15 protein-coding genes and 1 rRNA gene are annotated in these 17,457 nt (G+C 56.0%); 5 read left to right on the top strand and 11 right to left on the bottom strand.

The window, feature by feature from the left end:
* Positions 1-20 precede the first annotated feature (20 nt).
* The 8 genes from pheS to HW452_RS09510 form a co-directional block, all read right to left on the bottom strand.
* Positions 21-1,040 (bottom strand): phenylalanine--tRNA ligase subunit alpha, encoded by a 1,020-nt coding sequence (pheS, locus tag HW452_RS09545; protein WP_224105879.1) that lies wholly within the window; start codon positions 1,038-1,040, stop codon positions 21-23.
* 156 nt (positions 1,041-1,196) lie between these two features.
* The gene (gene rplT, locus HW452_RS09540) at positions 1,197-1,550 is read right to left on the bottom strand and encodes a 50S ribosomal protein L20 (protein WP_009097607.1); all 354 of its coding nucleotides are present in this window, start codon (positions 1,548-1,550) and stop codon (positions 1,197-1,199) included.
* A gap of 57 nt (positions 1,551-1,607) precedes the next feature.
* Positions 1,608-1,802: a 50S ribosomal protein L35 gene (gene rpmI, locus HW452_RS09535; protein WP_009724291.1), complete on the bottom strand. Its 195-nt coding sequence runs from the start codon at positions 1,800-1,802 to the stop codon at positions 1,608-1,610.
* Between the two features lie 81 nt (positions 1,803-1,883).
* A complete protein-coding gene (infC, locus tag HW452_RS09530) occupies positions 1,884-2,375 on the bottom strand; it encodes a translation initiation factor IF-3 (RefSeq protein ID WP_126951428.1) in 492 nt (163 codons plus the stop codon).
* A 60-nt stretch (positions 2,376-2,435) separates the two neighbouring features.
* Positions 2,436-4,358 (bottom strand): threonine--tRNA ligase, encoded by a 1,923-nt coding sequence (thrS, locus tag HW452_RS09525; protein ID WP_224105878.1) that lies wholly within the window; start codon positions 4,356-4,358, stop codon positions 2,436-2,438.
* Positions 4,359-4,568: 210 nt separating this feature from the next.
* Entirely contained in the window at positions 4,569-5,444 is an 876-nt protein-coding gene (locus tag HW452_RS09520; RefSeq protein WP_224105877.1) for an OmpA family protein, read from the bottom strand.
* 292 nt (positions 5,445-5,736) lie between these two features.
* The gene (locus HW452_RS09515) at positions 5,737-6,204 is read right to left on the bottom strand and encodes a DUF2489 domain-containing protein (protein WP_224105876.1); all 468 of its coding nucleotides are present in this window, start codon (positions 6,202-6,204) and stop codon (positions 5,737-5,739) included.
* Positions 6,205-6,311: 107 nt separating this feature from the next.
* Positions 6,312-7,376 (bottom strand): COX15/CtaA family protein, encoded by a 1,065-nt coding sequence (locus HW452_RS09510; protein ID WP_224105875.1) that lies wholly within the window; start codon positions 7,374-7,376, stop codon positions 6,312-6,314.
* 280 nt (positions 7,377-7,656) lie between these two features.
* Here HW452_RS09510 and HW452_RS09505 point away from each other — a divergent pair, with 280 nt between their 5' ends.
* The gene (locus HW452_RS09505) at positions 7,657-7,872 is read left to right on the top strand and encodes a hypothetical protein (protein ID WP_224105874.1); all 216 of its coding nucleotides are present in this window, start codon (positions 7,657-7,659) and stop codon (positions 7,870-7,872) included.
* Here HW452_RS09505 and hrpB read toward each other — a convergent pair.
* Together hrpB and HW452_RS09495 are read right to left on the bottom strand one after the other, a co-directional pair.
* Entirely contained in the window at positions 7,869-10,301 is a 2,433-nt protein-coding gene (gene hrpB, locus HW452_RS09500) for an ATP-dependent helicase HrpB (RefSeq protein ID WP_224105873.1), read from the bottom strand. The two genes, HW452_RS09505 and hrpB, sit on opposite strands and share 4 nt — an antisense overlap.
* On the bottom strand, positions 10,298-10,966 hold the full coding sequence (locus HW452_RS09495; RefSeq protein ID WP_224105872.1) for a TetR family transcriptional regulator C-terminal domain-containing protein: 669 nt from the start codon (positions 10,964-10,966) through the stop codon (positions 10,298-10,300). Before HW452_RS09495 ends, hrpB begins: the two co-directional genes overlap by 4 nt.
* A 198-nt stretch (positions 10,967-11,164) precedes the next feature.
* Between HW452_RS09495 and xdhA the strand changes: the two genes are divergently transcribed.
* From xdhA to guaD, 4 genes are read left to right on the top strand one after another with little or no spacing between them, the layout of a single operon-like run.
* Entirely contained in the window at positions 11,165-12,622 is a 1,458-nt protein-coding gene (gene xdhA, locus HW452_RS09490) for a xanthine dehydrogenase small subunit (protein ID WP_224105871.1), read from the top strand.
* On the top strand, positions 12,606-15,029 hold the full coding sequence (gene xdhB, locus HW452_RS09485) for a xanthine dehydrogenase molybdopterin binding subunit (RefSeq protein ID WP_224105870.1): 2,424 nt from the start codon (positions 12,606-12,608) through the stop codon (positions 15,027-15,029). Before xdhA ends, xdhB begins: the two co-directional genes overlap by 17 nt.
* Positions 15,026-15,901 carry a xanthine dehydrogenase accessory protein XdhC gene (xdhC, locus tag HW452_RS09480; protein ID WP_224105869.1) on the top strand — a complete coding sequence of 292 codons (876 nt, stop codon included), beginning with the start codon at positions 15,026-15,028 and terminating at the stop codon, positions 15,899-15,901. The genes xdhB and xdhC overlap by 4 nt, the downstream gene beginning before the upstream one ends.
* Position 15,902: 1 nt before the next feature.
* Positions 15,903-17,222: a guanine deaminase gene (gene guaD / locus HW452_RS09475; protein ID WP_224105868.1), complete on the top strand. Its 1,320-nt coding sequence runs from the start codon at positions 15,903-15,905 to the stop codon at positions 17,220-17,222.
* A gap of 135 nt (positions 17,223-17,357) precedes the next feature.
* Here the strand turns inward: guaD and rrf are convergent.
* A 5S ribosomal RNA gene (gene rrf / locus HW452_RS09470) occupies positions 17,358-17,457 on the bottom strand; the annotation flags it as partial.

The following is a 17,457-nucleotide window of genomic DNA, read 5'->3' as shown; positions in this document are numbered from 1 at the left end:
TCCTGTATCCGGCGGCGGTATTAGGCGAATTGGCGCAGAAAGCGCAGGTCATTTTCAAAGAACAGACGCAGATCGTTGACCCCATAGCGCAACATCGCCAAACGCTCTGCGCCCATACCGAAGGCAAAGCCCGTATAGCGCTCGGTATCGATACCGGAATGGCGGAACACTTCCGGGTGTACCATGCCGCATCCCATCACTTCCAGCCAGCCGCTGTGCGAGCAGACACGACATCCCTTGCCGCTGCACATGACGCACTGAATATCGACTTCTGCAGAGGGCTCGGTAAACGGAAAATAGGAAGGCCTGAAGCGTACCGACAGATCATCACGCTCGAAGAACGCCTGAAGAAAGTCTTCAATGGTGCCCTTGAGATCGGCGAAACTGACACCCTCATCGACCAGCAGACCCTCTACCTGATGAAACATCGGCGTATGCGTCAAGTCCGAGTCACTGCGGTAGACTCGCCCGGGACACACGATGCGCAGCGGAAGTTCGCTGTTCTTCATGGTACGCACCTGCACCGGCGAGGTATGCGTTCTCAATAAGCGAGTGGCATCAAAATAGAACGTATCGGCCATTCCGCGCGCTGGGTGATGGGCCGGAATATTGAGCGCTTCAAAGTTGTGATAGTCATCTTCGATTTCGGGTCCGACTGCCACATCGTAGCCAATGCGCGTAAATAACCCTTCGATACGCTCGAGCGTGCGCGTGACCGGGTGAAGACCGCCTTCGGACTGGCCACGCCCTGGCAGCGTTACATCTATGCGCTCGGCAGCCAGCCGCGCGTTCAAGGCAGCGCTGTCCAGCGCCTGGCGCTTTGCATCGATTTCGCTGGAGAGGGTTTGTTTGGCCTGGTTGATACGCTCACCGGCAGCAGGGCGCTCTTCTGCCGAGAGCTTGCCCAGGCCTTTCAACAAGGCGGTTACTTCGCCTTTTTTTCCCAGGTAGCGAACGCGTAACTCCTCCAGCGCAGGAATGTCCTGCGCTGCCTGAATGGCATCACGAGCTTCAGATACCAGAGTAGGAAGGTGATCCATCCGTTTTACTCCGAATTAAGCGGCTCCCTCTTTTTGAGGGTGTTGCACGTAGAAGATGACAAAAAAACAGGGGAAGAGCGGCTGCTCTTCCCCTGCAGGGTCACACTGAAATGACCGTGGTCACGTTACGCAAGCCAAGCTCGCGCAACGCAAACCTTATTGGGCAGCCTTGGCTTTTTCCACGATAGCAGCAAATGCCGCTTTTTCGTGTACTGCCAGGTCGGCCAGAACCTTACGGTCGATTTCAATGCCGGCTTTCTTCAGGCCGCCAACGAAGCGGCTGTAGGACATACCGTTGATACGTGCACCCGCGTTGATACGCTGAATCCACAGCGCGCGGAACTGGCGCTTGCGGTTACGGCGGTCACGGTAGGCATACTGACCGGCTTTGATGACGGCTTGTTTGGCTACGCGGAAAACACGCGAACGGGCACCATAGTAACCCTTGGCCTGCTTCAGTACTTTTTTATGGCGACGACGGGCAACTACGCCACGCTTAACACGAGTCATAACACACTCCTGACTTTAAGGCTGAGGCCGGTGGCACTCAGAAAAGAAAATTCGACGTTACAGGTTCGGCAGCATGCGCTGGATCAGCGCTTTGTCAGAAGCATGAATCTGCTTCATTCCACGCAGCTGACGCTTACGCTTGGTCGATTTCTTGGTCAGGATGTGGCTACGGAAAGACTGCTTGTGCTTGAAGCCGTTAGCGGTCTTTTTGAAGCGCTTGGCAGCGCCGCTGTTGCTTTTGATTTTCGGCATGAGAAAACTCCGCTCGATATTTTTTAGAAAACCCAGGGCCGGCCACCGCTTACACGGTGGCCCGTTGGCTTCGCCGTTGGATCACTTCTTCTTCGGGTTAAGGATCATGATCATCTGGCGGCCTTCCATTTTCGGGAAAGACTCCACCGCACCGATCTCTTCCAGGTCTGCCGCGATCCGCTCCATCAGCTTACGGCCGATGTCCTGGTGCGCCATTTCACGACCACGGAAGCGCAAAGTGACCTTACCCTTGTCACCACCTTCAAGAAAGCGCGTCAGGTTCTTGAGCTTCACCTGATAATCGCCTTCATCGGTGCCAGGCCGGAATTTGACTTCCTTTACCTGAATTTGCTTTTGCTTCTTCTTTTGAGCCGCTTTCTGCTTCTTCGTCTCAAAAACGAACTTGCCGTAATCCATGATCTTACAGACGATAGGATCGGCATTCGAAATTTGCACGAGGTCCAGACCGGCAGCTTCTGCACGCTCCAATGCTTCGGTGGTGGGCACGACACCCAACTGCTCACCTTCTGCATCGATCAGACGTACTTCTTCTTCGGTAATTCGCTCGTTCATTGGTGGGCGCTTGTCTGCTGGACGCCCGCGCTGGTTGCTTCGCTTGATCGTTCCGTCTCCTTAGGCAATTGACGATGTCGCCAGGGCTGCTCGCTCTGTACTTAGACGCTCGATGAGTTCGTTGATGGTCATCGTACCGAGGTTTTCGCCGCTGCGAGTTCGCACGGCCACTGAGTCAGCTTCGACTTCCTTATCTCCGACCACAAGGAGATAGGGAATTTTCTGTAATGTATGCTCACGGATTTTAAAGCCGATCTTCTCGTTCCTCAAGTCCGCTTTAGCCCGTAAGCCATTTTTTTGCAGGCGCTGCTCGAGTTCGAGCGCATATTCACGCTGCGCATCGGTGATCGTCATCACCACAGCCTGCTGAGGTGCCAACCATAATGGCATAGCGCCAGCGTAATGTTCAATCAAGATACCAATGAAGCGTTCCATGGAGCCTACGATCGCGCGGTGCAGCATTACCGGTGGCTTGCGCTCGCCCTCTTCGGTCACGTATTGCGCACCGAGGCGTTCTGGCATCATGAAGTCTACCTGCATGGTACCTACTTGCCATTCACGTCCCAAGCAGTCCTTCATATGATATTCGATCTTGGGTCCATAGAACGCGCCTTCGCCAGGAAGTTCCTGCCACTCTACGCCACAGGCGTTAAGCGCCCCACGCAAAGCGTCTTCAGCGCGGTCCCAGACCTCATTGCTGCCGATCCGCTTTTCAGGACGAAGAGCGATCTTGATGGCAATATCTTCAAAACCGAAATCCTGGTATACCTTGAGCGCCTGGCGGTGGAAGCTGGTAACTTCAGGCTCGACCTGAGCTTCGGTACAGAAAACGTGGCCGTCATCCTGAGTAAAGGCACGCACGCGCATGATGCCGTGCAGAGCACCAGACGGCTCGTTACGGTGACAGCCGCCAAACTCGCCAAAGCGAACGGGCAGTTCGCGATAGCTACGCAGCCCGGAATTGAACACCTGAACGTGGCCCGGGCAATTCATGGGCTTCAAGGCGTACTCGCGCTTTTCGGACTCAGTGAAGAACATGCCGTCAGCGTAGTTGTCCCAATGGCCGGACTTTTTCCAGAGCGACACGTCCATCACCTGGGGGCAGCGGATTTCCTGATAACCACCCTCTTTATACACGCCGCGCATATACTGCTCGACCTGCTGCCATAGCGCCCATCCATTGGGGTGCCAGAAGATCATGCCGGGCGCCTCTTCCTGCATATGGAACAGGTCGAGCCGGCGGGCAAGCTTGCGATGGTCGCGTTTTTCAGCTTCTTCGAGCCGTTTGAGATAGGCCTTCAGCTGCTTCTTGTCACCCCACGCCGTACCATAGATACGTGTCAACATTTCGTTGGACGCATCCGCGCGCCAGTAGGCGCCAGCAAGCTTGGTCAGCTTGAAGGCCTTGAGGTGGCGTGTGTTCGGGACGTGCGGACCACGGCACATGTCCGTGTACTCTTCGTGATGGTAAAGGCGAATCTCGGCGCCTTCGGGAATATCACGGATGATTTCCTGTTTGTAGGTTTCATCGCGATTCTGAAAGGTCAGCATCGCCTTGTCGCGATCGACATACTCCCGAACCACATCGTATTCACGCTCGATCAATGCCTGCATGCGCTTTTCGATGGCGTCGAGATCTTCTGGCGTAATCGAACGACCAAAATCAATATCGTAATAAAAGCCGTTTTCGATGACGGGCCCAATGGCCATCTTGGCATCGGGGTAAAGTTGCTTGACCGCATGACCAATCAGGTGCGCGCAGGAGTGGCGAATGATCTCTACTCCTTCAGGATCACGCGCGGTAATGATGGAGACGTTCGCATCATTTTCAATGATATCTGCAGCATCCACCAAAACGCCGTCAATTCGTCCTGCTATGCACGCCTTGGCCAAACCAGGGCCAATGGACTCGGCAAGTTGCATGATGGAAAGAGGCGCTTCAAATGTTCTTTGGCTACCGTCGGGTAGTGTAACAATCGGCATTCAGGTTTTCCTTGAGCGCAGTGGTGATCCATACCAAGGATCACATTTCGCTATCAATGAGCAAAAGGTAATACGGAGCTATTATCGCGCGTAGCCTAGCAGACTTGTACGCCATGGAAAATAAAAACGGGAGGCCGAAGCCTCCCGCTGGTACGCATTTCATAGCCAATGACAGTAGTTAAACCACAACTGCTGTCGCTGGGTTATGAATCAGTTCCACTCGTCGAGTTCAACGCGACGGTTCTGCGCACGACCTTCATCGGTGTCATTAGAAGCAATCGGGCGCTCTTCACCGTAGCCTACAGCACGCATGCGGTTCGAACCTACGCCACGCTGGGCGAGGTAGGTGGTCACTGATTCAGCGCGACGCTGAGACAGGTCCTTGTTGTACTGGGCAGTACCACGTGAATCGGTGTGGCCTTCGATACTGACACGTACATCTGGGTTGTTGACCAGACGCTCGGCAACACCGTTGAGGATGTTACGGGCATTGGAGGTCAGCTCGGCAGAATCGAATTCGAAGTTGACATCGTTGAGAACAACGCTATCCGGGCAGCCCAGTGCATTGACCTTGGTGCCGGCAGGTGTGTTCGGGCACTGATCGCGGTAATCCGGTACGCCGTCACCATCGGAATCAATCGGGCAGCCTACTGCATCGACTTCTACGCCAGCCGGAGTACCCGGGCACTGGTCGCGGTAGTCAGGCACGCCGTCGCCATCTGAGTCAAGCGGGCAACCTTCGGCATCAACGGCGACACCGGCCGGTACTTCACCATAGCTTGGGCACTGCGCTGCCACAGGCTCAGGCGTACGGTCTGCACACAGCAGACCACCGATGGCCGCACCTGCTACCGCGCCAGTTGCAGCACCACTCTCTTCGTCGGAAGAGCTGCTGGTGGCGTAGCCGATGCTGCCGCCGATGACACTGCCTGCCAGGCCACAGACGAACGGATGCTGATACCATTCGCGCGCGTTGTTGCTGCTTGCGCCAGCCTGACCAGACGTTTGCGAGGCAGAGCTGGCACAGCCAGAAAGCCCGACAACCAAGGCAGAACCGATGAGCAAGCCAGTCGTAGATTTTTTCATGCAAGACTCCTTCTTGATCCAATGCTGACATGGCCATATGACCAAATCTATCCAATGCTTCTTATTGCGAGAGCATCCATTTTTCGCCTGTTCAATATTACCGCGCGGGCGTTCCCCTGCTTGGCATTGAACGGTTTGCCTATCATTAACGTTTTTGCACTTGAAGGCAACAATGCCGAAATATCAACTTGTTGGCAATATCGACATCACAAGCATAGCAAAGCTGCCATAATCGGCACTAAAAAAACACGCTATTGCGCCAATTTGCCTATCGTTTGCTCCTGACACTCACTTAATGTAGCGCAGAAGAGCCTTGCGCGCGCCATTCGATGACGGCTTCTGCTGCAGCCAGTACGGCCGGTCGCATTTCAGCTTCTACTTCGAGTCGCTGCTTATCCTCGCTCATGCGCTCGCGCGGTGTGAGTTGAGCGCGCGCCGAGTGCGTCTTCAAATGCCGAGTACGCTCATACACTTGACCAAACGCCTGAAATTCGGGGCGCTCGGTCAAGCTTGGGTCAATGATCTCCAACAGCACCTTGCAGCGCCAGGACCCTTCTGTGACGTCTACCTGCCCTTGTACCAAGGCGCCGGTGACAAAGTCCAGATTGTCCAGGCTGTTCTGTATCGCCCGCTGATCCTCATCCAGGCGGAACTTGTCGCGTCGCTTCACTTCTTGGCGAAGCTTCATGGCATAAATTGCCAGGCCCGCAATGATGATCAAGGCCAGAGCAAGTAACAAGAGCGCGACGGTTACATTCATAAAACTCCCTACCACCGACAGAAAATAGCTTAACAGAAATTGTACACCGTTTTGCCAGCGAGCCGAAATGTCTTGCATATTGCCATTCAGGCACGTCTATCCGTGGATTATTTAGATAGGCCAGTAGAAACTCGCCCGGCGCGATCATTCTCGTCAACATGAGCAGCGAGAATATCCCCGCTCTCCAGTCGCCACTGCCACCAAGCGAGCAGCAGCGCAACCGCAAGAAACACGGCGCCGGCGGTATGTATCAGAGCGAGCCAAAGAGGCAACCACATCAGTACGTTCAGCGCGCCAAGAATCACTTGAAGGCAGAAAATACTCATCACCCCACCCAGTACCCGTCTCAGGGCGCGATAATGCCAATATCGATAAAGCAGGATCGCTAGCGACAAGCCCAGCAGCACAGCACCAAGCCGATGGATAAAGTGAATCGCTGTTCTAGCTTCTGCGTGCAACTGGCCATGCAGGTAGTTGGGACCCACCGTTTGCGTCAGGTGGAAGCCTTCTTTGATGTCCATGCCAGGCCACCACTGACCGTTACAGGTAGGAATGCCTTGACAAGCTATACCGGCATAATTGCTGGTGACCCACCCGCCCAAGGCAAGCTGGAGTACCAGTAAACCGGCAGCGATACCCCACCATAACCCAGTGCGTTTGGGGCCAAGCGCTTTCTGTCGGGCAACGCCTCTCAAACGCAAGTGTAGCCAAAGAAACAGGATCAGCACGCTAAAACCGCCCAGCAGGTGCAAGGTAACTACCTGAGGCCAGAGTTTTAGCGTAACGGTAAACGCGCCAAAAGCGCCCTGCACGATGATGACAGCCAGGAGTAGAAGGCTTGTACGCCAAGGGTACTGGTGCCTTTTTCGCAGCGACCAGCCTAACGTTACTGCACCAATCACCAGCATGCCCAGCAGAGTTGCTATATAGCGGTGGGCCATTTCAACCCAAGCCTTTGAAGCATCCAACGGCACATCGGGATGGCGCATGGCAGCATACTCGCTACTGGGCACCACCAGCCGCCCGTAGCAGCCAGGCCAGTCAGGGCATCCAAGACCTGCATCCACCAGACGCGTCCATGCGCCTACCAGAATTACCAGAATGGTCAGCAGTGTCCCTAGCAGCGTCAAACGTAAAAGCCACTTCAAGCGGCTTTCAATCGATTCTTGCATGATGTGTCCTTACACTTTTTCGATGGCGATAGCCGCGATGTCATGAAACGCGCCGATTTCGCCAAGCATTCCCTGCGGTGTATATTAGCATTAAACAAAACGCTGACCTACTTTCCAGCCCCGTGACGCGCCTGCTGGACTGACCCACTGGTTAGAAAACTGAACATTTCAATCACTGCTGGGCGCCGTTTGGCGATTTACAAGCTGCCCGCCCGCGCCCTATAGTTCTCACAACGATTCGAGGTCTTTCAACAAGACCCTATAAAGCAGGGAGTCATGCATGTATAAGCACTACCTTTCGCCAGGGATGGCTGCCATTGTGGCGCTGGTTTCGCTCAGCTCGTTATCGGGCTGCACCACCTACACCTGGCCAGACGGCTCACAGGAAACCGTACTGGGCGTGGCCCCTGAGGATGAGAACAGGCGCTATGAAGAACAGCGTGCCGACGGTGTGCGCTACCGCATTCCAGGCGACGTAACCCAACAGCAGGATTAACGACTTTTGGTCAACGCCGTGGCCTTTGCACTCAAGGGATCTTCAGGCCACGGATGTTTGGGATACCGTCCGCGCATTTCCTTGCGTACCTGAGGGTAGCCGTTAAGCCAGAAGCTGTATAAATCCTGTGTGACCTGAAGCGGTCGACGCGCAGGAGACAGCAGATGAATCATCAACGTTACCTTCTCTTGCACGATGGCAGGCGTCTTCTGCCAGCCAAACGCCTCTTGCAACTTCACCGCCAACACTGGCGGACGACCTTCCAGGCAAGGCAGATAATCAATATCAACACGTTTACCGCTGGGCACTGGTAGCGTTTCAGGTACAAGCCGATCAAATGCCTGTTGCTGCTCCCAGTTCAAACGATTGAATAGAAAAGCGTGCAATGGCATTTTTTCCAATTGGGACAAGCGTGTGATATCGGCCAGGTAGGGCGCCAGCCATTGCTCCAGAGAGTCGAGGAGGGCTTGCGTCGACCAGTCAGGCCACTGCTCGCCCAGGCTTTCGCGCAAGAGCGCCATGCGCCCCTGCAGCTGTTGGAGTGATAGCGTCGTCAATAGGCTCGGACGCTGACGTACGGCGGCCAGTAAAGCTTCGAGGACCTTGTCGGATGGCAGAGTGGCCAAGGGGCGTGTTGCAAGCACTAGGGCGCCATAGGCCAGCACGCTTTCACCGATCAATCCGCCTTGGCGATCAGACCAGCTCACTCGCGTCTGCCACTCCAGGCGGTCAGCATATAGCTGTTTCAACATTTCAAGACTGAATGCTTCAGCAGCATAGACTCTGGCTTCACTGCTGGCGCTCTGTAGATCAACCGCGACGATGAACGGCTGGTGCGCTAGCGGATCGTCCAGTGACAGCACCGCCGTTTTTCCTGATGCCAGTTGAAACCGCCCCGGGCTGATCTGTTTGCCAATTCGCTCTGGGTAAGCGAGCGCCAGCAGCCGAGCCAGAGGCGTCAGATCCACTTCTCTCAACGACACGTTCATCACCGTGGCAAATCGTTTGGCGTCTTGCAACCAGGCCGGAAACGTTTTCGGGGTAGAAAAGCGTTGTTCCAGTGCATGGTGGAGCGAGCACTGTCGGCGCTCAGGGTTTTCCAGCAGGGCAGCAAGCCCGCAAGCCAGCGTGGTTGCATTGAGCTCGTCGGCGCGTTCCAGCATGACGGCCAGCCGTGGCTCTACCGGCCAGCGTGCGCAACGCCGGCTCAAGGGGGTCAGTGTATGCTGTTCGTCCAGCATGCCCAGCTGTGTCAGTAGTGCTCTACCACTTTGCCAGGCACCAGCGGGAGGTAACGTCATCCAGCCAAGCTGATCCGGCGAACCAGCGCCCCAATGCGCCAGCTCCAGCACCAGCCCCGACAGATCGGCCTGTGCTATCTCAGGCTCTCGGTGCGCCACCAGTGGCTGCTCTTGCGCCCATAAACGAAAGCAATGCCCGGACTGCTGACGCCCTGCCCGGCCGCGGCGTTGATCAGCACTTGCTCGGTTAACCCTTCGGGTCGCCAAGCAGGTCAACCCCGTTGCTGGCTGAAATACCGGTACACGTTCAAGCCCGGCATCAATGACGACATTGACCCCTGTAACCGTGACGCTCGACTCGGTAATCGCGGTAGAGACGATAATACGGCGCCTGTTCGCCTCTGGTGCCAACGCCGCACGCTGCTGGTCTAGTGACATACGCCCATGCAGTGAGCGTATTGCTAACGCCGGCAGCGCTTGGCGCAGCATTTGTACCAACCGTTCGATCTCGGCCACGCCGGGCAGGATCACCAGCACATCGGCAGCCCCAGGCTCGGCAAGGGCTTCCTGGATGACGCGCAGCGCTGTCTGCTCAAGGCGTTCATTTGCATGTGCTGGCCGATAGCGGGTGGTTATCGGATACTGGCGACCATCACTGACGATAACTTGGGTATCCGCTCCCATCACACGGCGCAAGGCGTCTATATCCAGGGTGGCTGACATCACTATCAGGCGAAGGTCGTCACGCACGCTGGTTTGAACATCGAGCGCAAACGCCAAGCCCACATCACTGTCCACACTGCGCTCATGAAACTCATCGAAAACGATTCCCGCGACCCCTTCCATCAGCGGATCATCCTGCAGTATGCGTAGCAGGACGCCCTGGGTAACCACCTCTAGCCGGGTATGCTCTCCTGTCCGGCTTTCGCCACGCATCCGATAGCCTACTGTCTGGCCCAGCGGCTCGCCCAACTGCTGGGCCATGAAGCTGGCGGCCAACCGGGCAGCTACACGCCGCGGCTCCAGCAGCAGAATCTTCTGCCCGGCCGCCCACTGGCTTTCCAACAGGGCGAGCGGCACGCGAGTGGTTTTGCCGGCACCCGGCTGCGCCATCAAGATAAGTCGATTATGCCTTTCAAGCCCACTTTTGATCGCTGCAAGGTGTGACTCGATAGGAAGCTGGCTCATGGTTCAGACGCCCCACCGCTTTCGGCGCCTTGGCGCAAAGCGATCCCGCACCCTTTAAGAATCACGTGCTCAAGAAAGTGAATGATGGAAGCCAGATCTTCATCCTCGAGCGCATCGCGGCCAATGACGCGCGTCACCTGGGCACTGTACTCGGTGTAGTGTTGTGTGGCCGACCAGATCAGGAAGATAAGCCAGCGTGGATCGACATCATCCATTCGGCCCTGTGCGGACCACTGACGAATGATGGCTGCGCGGGAGGCTACCCATTCGCGAAGCTCGCCCGCCAGATACTCATTCAAGAACGGCGCACCGGCTAGAATTTCGGCGGCAAAAAGTCTGGAGCCATCAGGATAGCGTTGCCCGAGCACCATTTTAGTGCGAATGAAGCTGCTCAAGACCTGCCCTGGGTCGCTGTCTGGAGTAATATTTTCCAGTACTGCGTTCCAGCGCCGCATCATGCGATTGAGCAGGCGAATATAAAGCGTCTGCTTACTGCCCATGTAGTACAGGATATTGGCCTTGGGTAACCCGGCCTGGTCGGCAATGGATTGCAGACTTGCGCCCCGATAACCGTGCTTGGCGAACACCTGTTCGCCCGCATTCAATATTCTCTGCTCGATGCGTTCGCGCTGCGCGTTTTCGCTGGTTACAGTTTCTGCTGGCATATAGAGCCTTCTCGGGTAGACATGGTAGACACGTGTTCTACGTCACACGGCGCCGCTCAAATTCGCACTAGATATTAACATTTTAGGTAACTTCGCCCCATAAAGGTGCACTCGATCACTACTTGCGCAGCGTGCTTTTTTGTCTCAAGCTCAGATGATATTGACCGATTGGTCAGAACAATCATAACGGAGTTGGGCATGGCGAATATTGAGTTCTTTCTCAATGGCACTCCCCGGCAGTGCCATGTGGCCCCGGACACAAGCATATTGGTGTTACTGCGCGAACATCTGGGCGCCACGGGCACGAAAGAGGGGTGTGCATCAGGCGATTGTGGCGCATGCACCGTGGCCATTGTTGATCCTCATGCGCCTGCTCCTGCGTATAAATCTATCAATGCCTGCATGACACCGGCACATCAGTTGCAAGGCATGGCGCTGGTTACCGTCGAAGGGCTCGCGTCGAATGGCCGCTTACACCCGGCGCAGGCTGCCATGGTCGAGTGCCACGGAAGTCAGTGCGGTTTCTGTACACCTGGGGTGGTCATGTCGCTGTTCACTCTCTATGAGACGTCGGTTGGCGAGCAATCGCTCCCAAGTCCCGAGCAGCTCGACGCTGCCTTGGGTGGCAACCTTTGTCGCTGTACCGGATATCGGCCCATTCGCGATGCAGCACTACAGATGCTGACTCGCGACCAGCCTGCTGGCTGGACGCATGAGGGCTCCCTCGGCCTATCATCGGCCCAGTCATCAGTGCCACCGCCCACAGATGATGCTGTCTTCTTTTATCAGCCAGATTCACTCGAGGAGTTGACCAAGGCCCGCGCGCGTTACCCACAGGCCCGCCTGGTAGCTGGAGCAACGGATCTCTGGCTTGAAACGACGCAGCAGTTAAAGCCGCTGGATCAACTGATCGATATAACGCGGGTCAAGGCGCTCTCGGATATCGAGACCGCTAATTTCAATGCTCAAAAGGGCTGGTGGATAGGTGCCGGGGTTACCTATACCCAGCTTGAACCATTGCTGAACGACCACTTCCCTTCCTTTGCCCACCTGCTGCATCGCCTGGGCTCGCAACAAATTCGTAATCGTGGCACGCTGGGCGGAAATATTGCCAATGCATCACCGATTGGCGACACCCCGCCGGTGCTGTTGACACTGGGAGCCTGGGTAGAGTTGGCAAGCATCTCTCAAACTCGGCAACTACCCCTCGAGGACTTTTTCCTGGGCTACAAGAAGACGGCGCTCGCCGCTGATGAAATTGTTTCTCGGATCTTCATCCCCCGTCTTGGCGAGCATACTGCATGCCATGCGTGGAAGCTCTCCAAGCGCCGCGAGGACGATATTTCAGCAGTGCTCGGTGCTTTTGCCTACCGCCTCGAGAATGGCCGGCTCCACGATGTGCGCATCGCTTTTGGAGGCATGGCGGCAATCCCCAAGCGCGCCCTGAAAGCGGAGCAGGCTCTTGAAGGCAAACCCGCCGATGCCAACTGTTTTCGCCAAGCCCAGGCTGCTCTGGAACATGACTTTTCCCCCATGGACGATGTACGCGGCAGCGCGCAATATCGCCGGCTGGCGGCCGCCAATCTATTCGAGCGGCTCTATCTCACGCTTTCAACACCCAGTCAGGAGGTAATGCTCCATGCGTACGCTCACTAGGCTGGATACCCAAAACCGTCACGCCCGTCGCGAGCTCGATGATAAGATCAAAGGCGATGGGCCGTTGGCACGTCATACCGTGACCATCAATGGACGGTGTCATGCAGGTCAGTCCAGTATTCATGAAAGTGCAGAGAAGCATGTCAGCGGAAAAGCTGCCTATATCGATGACCTGGTACTGCCAGCCGATGCACTTCATATTGCACTAGGCCTGTCACCGGTCGCTCGCGGCATGCTGACCCGTCTGGATCTTGATGCCGTCAGACTAGCGCCTGGTGTCATTGACGTCATCACTTTCCACGAGGTACCGGGCCATACCGACATAGGCCCTGTCTTCCCGGGTGACCCGATTTTTGTGGAAACTGACATCAGCTATGCCGGGCAGTGCCTATTTGCGGTCGCGGCTACGTCGCTGCACGCCGCCAGGCGTGCAGTCAAGCTGGCAATAGTCGACATCGACGAGCAGCCCGCTCGTCTTGATCCGGTTGCCGCTACACAATGCGAAGAGCTTGTTCGCCCTACTCACGTTCAGGAGCGCGGCAACTGTCAGGAGGTCTTGCAACAGGCTGATCAGGTCATCGAAAACGATTTGTTCATTGGCGGCCAGGAACACTTCTACCTGGAGGGACAGGCATGCGTTGTGCTCCCCACGGAAGACGATGGCGTCATTGTGCATACCTCCAACCAGCATCCAAGTGAAACACAAAAACTGGTGGCCGAGGTGCTGGGCATTGCCCTTCATGCCGTAACGGTGGAGGTTCGCCGCATGGGTGGTGGTTTTGGCGGCAAGGAAACCCAGGCTTCCCCCTGGGCTTGCATCGCGGCCATCATTGCCAGACGCACGGGCAAAGCAGCTCGTCTTCGCCTGCCACGCAGCGAGGATATGCACGTCACGGGCAAGCGGCACCCTTTTCACAATCGCTATAAACTCGGTTTCGACGACCAAGGCGTTATTCAGGGCGGCGAAATATCGTTGATCGGGAACTGCGGCTATTCACCGGATCTTTCCGATGCGATCGTCGATCGCGCCATGTTTCATGCTGACAATGCCTATTCGTTGGGCAGCGCCCGCGTGACGGGCTACCGCGCCAAGACGAACACCGCTTCCAATACGGCATTTCGAGGTTTTGGCGGCCCGCAAGGCATGATGATCATCGAGGCGGCCATGGATGACATCGCTCGCCATACCGGCACGGATCCGCTGACGATTCGCAAACGCAATCTCTATCGCGAAGGGCGCAATATTACGCACTACGGACAGACGGTCGATCAGTGCCAGTTGCTGCATACTTTGATCGAGAAACTCGAAACCGACAGCGCGTACTGGTCGCGACGCAAGGCGATTGCTCAATTCAATGCGACAAGCCCGGTCCTCAAGAAAGGGCTGGCGCTCACACCAGTCAAGTTTGGCATCTCTTTCACCGCCCAACATCTCAACCAGGCGGGGGCACTGCTGCATGTCTATACCGATGGAAGCGTAATGGTGAACCATGGCGGCACAGAAATGGGTCAGGGGCTGCATACCAAGATTTGCCAAGTCGTTGCTCTTGAGCTGGGGCTCGATCTGGCTCAAGTACGCATTACCGCGACCCGAACCGACAAAGTGCCTAATACCTCACCGACAGCCGCCTCCAGCGGGGCGGACCTGAACGGCATGGCGGTCCGTGATGCGGCTATCAAGTTACGCGAGCGGCTGTTTGATTTTGCTGCTGCGCACTTCGAAATCGGTCTGGATCGAGAAGGTATGCACCTGGAAGACGGCATGCTGGTTGCGGGCCTGGGTGAAAGTGAACGCAAGATTCCGTGGGGCGAACTGGTTCAGACGGCTTATCTCAACCGGATTTCGCTTTCCGAAAAAGGCTTTTATGCGACCCCACTGATCCACTACAGTCGTACGACTGGCCAGGGCCGCCCTTTTTACTACTACGCTTTCGGCGCGGCAGTAAGTGAAGTCAGCATTGACACCTTGAGCGGCGAATACCAGGTCGATCGTGTCGACATCCTTCACGATGTCGGTAATTCGCTCAACCCAGCCATCGATATTGGTCAAGTGGAAGGCGGGTTTCTTCAGGGCATGGGCTGGCTGACAACAGAAGAACTCAAATGGAACGACAAAGGCGTTCTGGTCAGTGATGGCCCGGCCACCTACAAGATACCCACCTTCGGCGATTTACCGGATACCTTCAACGTATCGTTACTCGAAGGACACCCAAATTCAATGGCCAGCCTGTATCGCTCGAAAGCAGTCGGCGAGCCGCCTTTCATGCTGGCGATCAGTGTATGGTCAGCACTGCGGGATGCGCTTTCAAGTCTCACTGACTATAGGATATCCCCCCGCCTGGATACGCCAGCCACTCCTGAGCGCATACTCCTGGCGTCTCAGGCTTTAAGGGTAAAAACGCTGTGAGCACGGATTCACTACCAGCTACCTGGCATGGCGCCCTGCACCGCTTGCAAACAGCGGGGACGCCGCATGTATTGGCCACGCTGATTACCTGCCAGGGATCAACCCCGCGTGAGCCGGGTGCCAGAATGGTCATTACCAACGACGACTGTTTCGACACACTCGGGGGTGGTACCTTCGAGTGGCAGACGATGCAGGCAGCACGGGGGCTCTTGAATACCCGGACGTCTGGATTTCATCTGGAAACTTTTTCGCTGGGTGGACGTAGTGGGCAGTGCTGCGGCGGATACGTCAACGTTCTACTCGAGGTTTTCCTGGGTAGCAACATTCAGCTCGCGATCTTTGGTGCCGGCAATGTAGGTTGCGAGATCGTTTCGCTATGCGCACCGCTGCCCTGGCAGTTACACTGGTACGATAGCCGTCCAGATGCATTTCCTGCAGAGTCTCATCATCAGCCGCGCCTTGCCTGCCATGTGCTTGACGATCCTCTCACAGGCATTGCCGCACTGCCGCCCCATACGCATGCGCTGGTCTTGACTCATGATCATGCCGAAGATTATGCCCTGACTGCCGCGCTGCTTACCCGAGATGATATCGCCTCTATCGGCCTGATCGGCTCCGAGAGTAAATGGGCCAGCTTCTCAGGACGGCTCAAGCGAAACGGGTATTCCGAAGAACGCATAGGACGAGTAAGAAGCCCCATTGGCTGCGTTCAGAATGCCAAGTTACGCGACAAGACTCCCTACGCAATCGCGCTGACGGTCGTGACTGAACTGCTCTGGCTTGCAGATGCATCGTTCGTGCAAGAAACCCGTGGGCTCGACCTGCCTACGGCACGCAAACTCCTTACCAACCTCCCAATGACCACGAGCTGATATGACCGTTATGACGCACACGTTCATTCGTGCTGAATTGATTAGCTTTTCCCAAGATCCAGGAAACGAGAACCTGCCCAGGCCCGAAAGCTTGGTGCATTACGCCGATGGGCTTCTATGGTTGGAAGGCCAACATATCCATGCAGTGGGTAATTTCGCCGAACTCCTGCCTTCGCTTCCCGAGCATGCCGAAATTCTCGATTATCGCGATAAGCTCATCATGCCGGGCTTCATTGATACTCATGTGCATTACGTTCAGCTCGACATCATGGCGTCCTATGGCCGCCAGCTACTTGATTGGCTGAACGACTATACTTTTCCCGAAGAGTGCCGTTTTGCCGATCACGCCCATGCCGAAGCGCTTTCGAACGCTTTTCTCGATGAGATGCTTCGTGCCGGCACTACGACGGCCCAGGTTTTTGGTTCGAGCCATCCAAACTCTGTCGATGCCTTTTTCACCGCCTGCCAAAAGCGAAATCTGAGAATGCTGGCGGGCAAAGTCTTGATGGATCGTAATGCACCACAGGCGTTACTAGATGGGGCTTCGGGTATCGCCGATACCGAGCGCTTGATTGAAGACTGGCACGGCCGCGAACGCCTTGGCTATAGCGTAACGCCTCGCTTTGCACCTACCTCCACCAAGGCCCAGATGGATGCTGCTGGTGCACTCTTGCGTAATGATCCGAGTCTCTGGTTGCAAACCCATCTGGCCGAAAACAGTGGCGAACTCGACTGGGTGGCCGAGCTGTTTCCCGGTAGTCGCGATTATCTGGCCGTATATGAACAGGCAGGCCTGGTAGGCCCACGCAGTACTTTTGCCCACGGCATTCATCTGGACGATGGCATGCGTCAACGCCTGGCCGAAAGAGGAGCCAGCATCGCGTTCTGCCCCAGTTCCAATCTATTTCTGGGCAGTGGTCTTTTTGATCGGGCGGCAGCCAACGACACCGGTATGTCGTACAGCTACGCCACTGATATTGGCGCAGGCACCGATCTTTCGGGCTTCGGCACGCTGAAAAGCGCCTATCAGGTTGGCCAGTTGCTGGGGCAACCGCTTACCGCATGGCAGGGGTTTTATGGCTTGACGCATGGCAACGCCAAGGCCCTTTCACTGCACCGCCACATAGGTCAGTTAGCTCCCTCCTTCGAGGCGGACCTGGTCGTTATCGACCCCCGCTCAACGCCTCTCTTGGCACGTCGCATTGATCACTGCAGTACGTTGGGCGAGCGCCTTTTTGCGCTGATGATGCTCGCCGATGATCGCTCGGTCTTTGAAACCTGGGTAGCTGGGCGACGCCTGCATCAGAGGGATAGTAGCTGATCAGGCAAGAAGTCAGCTGATAGGCATGGGGTGTGATGTCTTTATTCACACCTCGTGAATCGCACTCGCGATACAAGATTGGAGCATAAAAAAATCCCCCGAGGCGCGAGCCCCGGGGGATTTTTCATAATAAGTGCCTGACGATGACCTACTCTCGCATGGGGAGACCCCACACTACCATCGGCGCTAAGCGGTTTCACTACTGAGTTCGGCAAGGGATCAGGTGGTTCACGCT

This window comes from Vreelandella aquamarina (genome assembly GCF_020075495.1).
GTDB classification, from domain to species: domain Bacteria; phylum Pseudomonadota; class Gammaproteobacteria; order Pseudomonadales; family Halomonadaceae; genus Vreelandella; species Vreelandella aquamarina_A.
The sequence above is the reverse complement of the archived record's forward strand: the minus strand, read 5'-3'. Positions and strand labels throughout refer to the sequence as shown.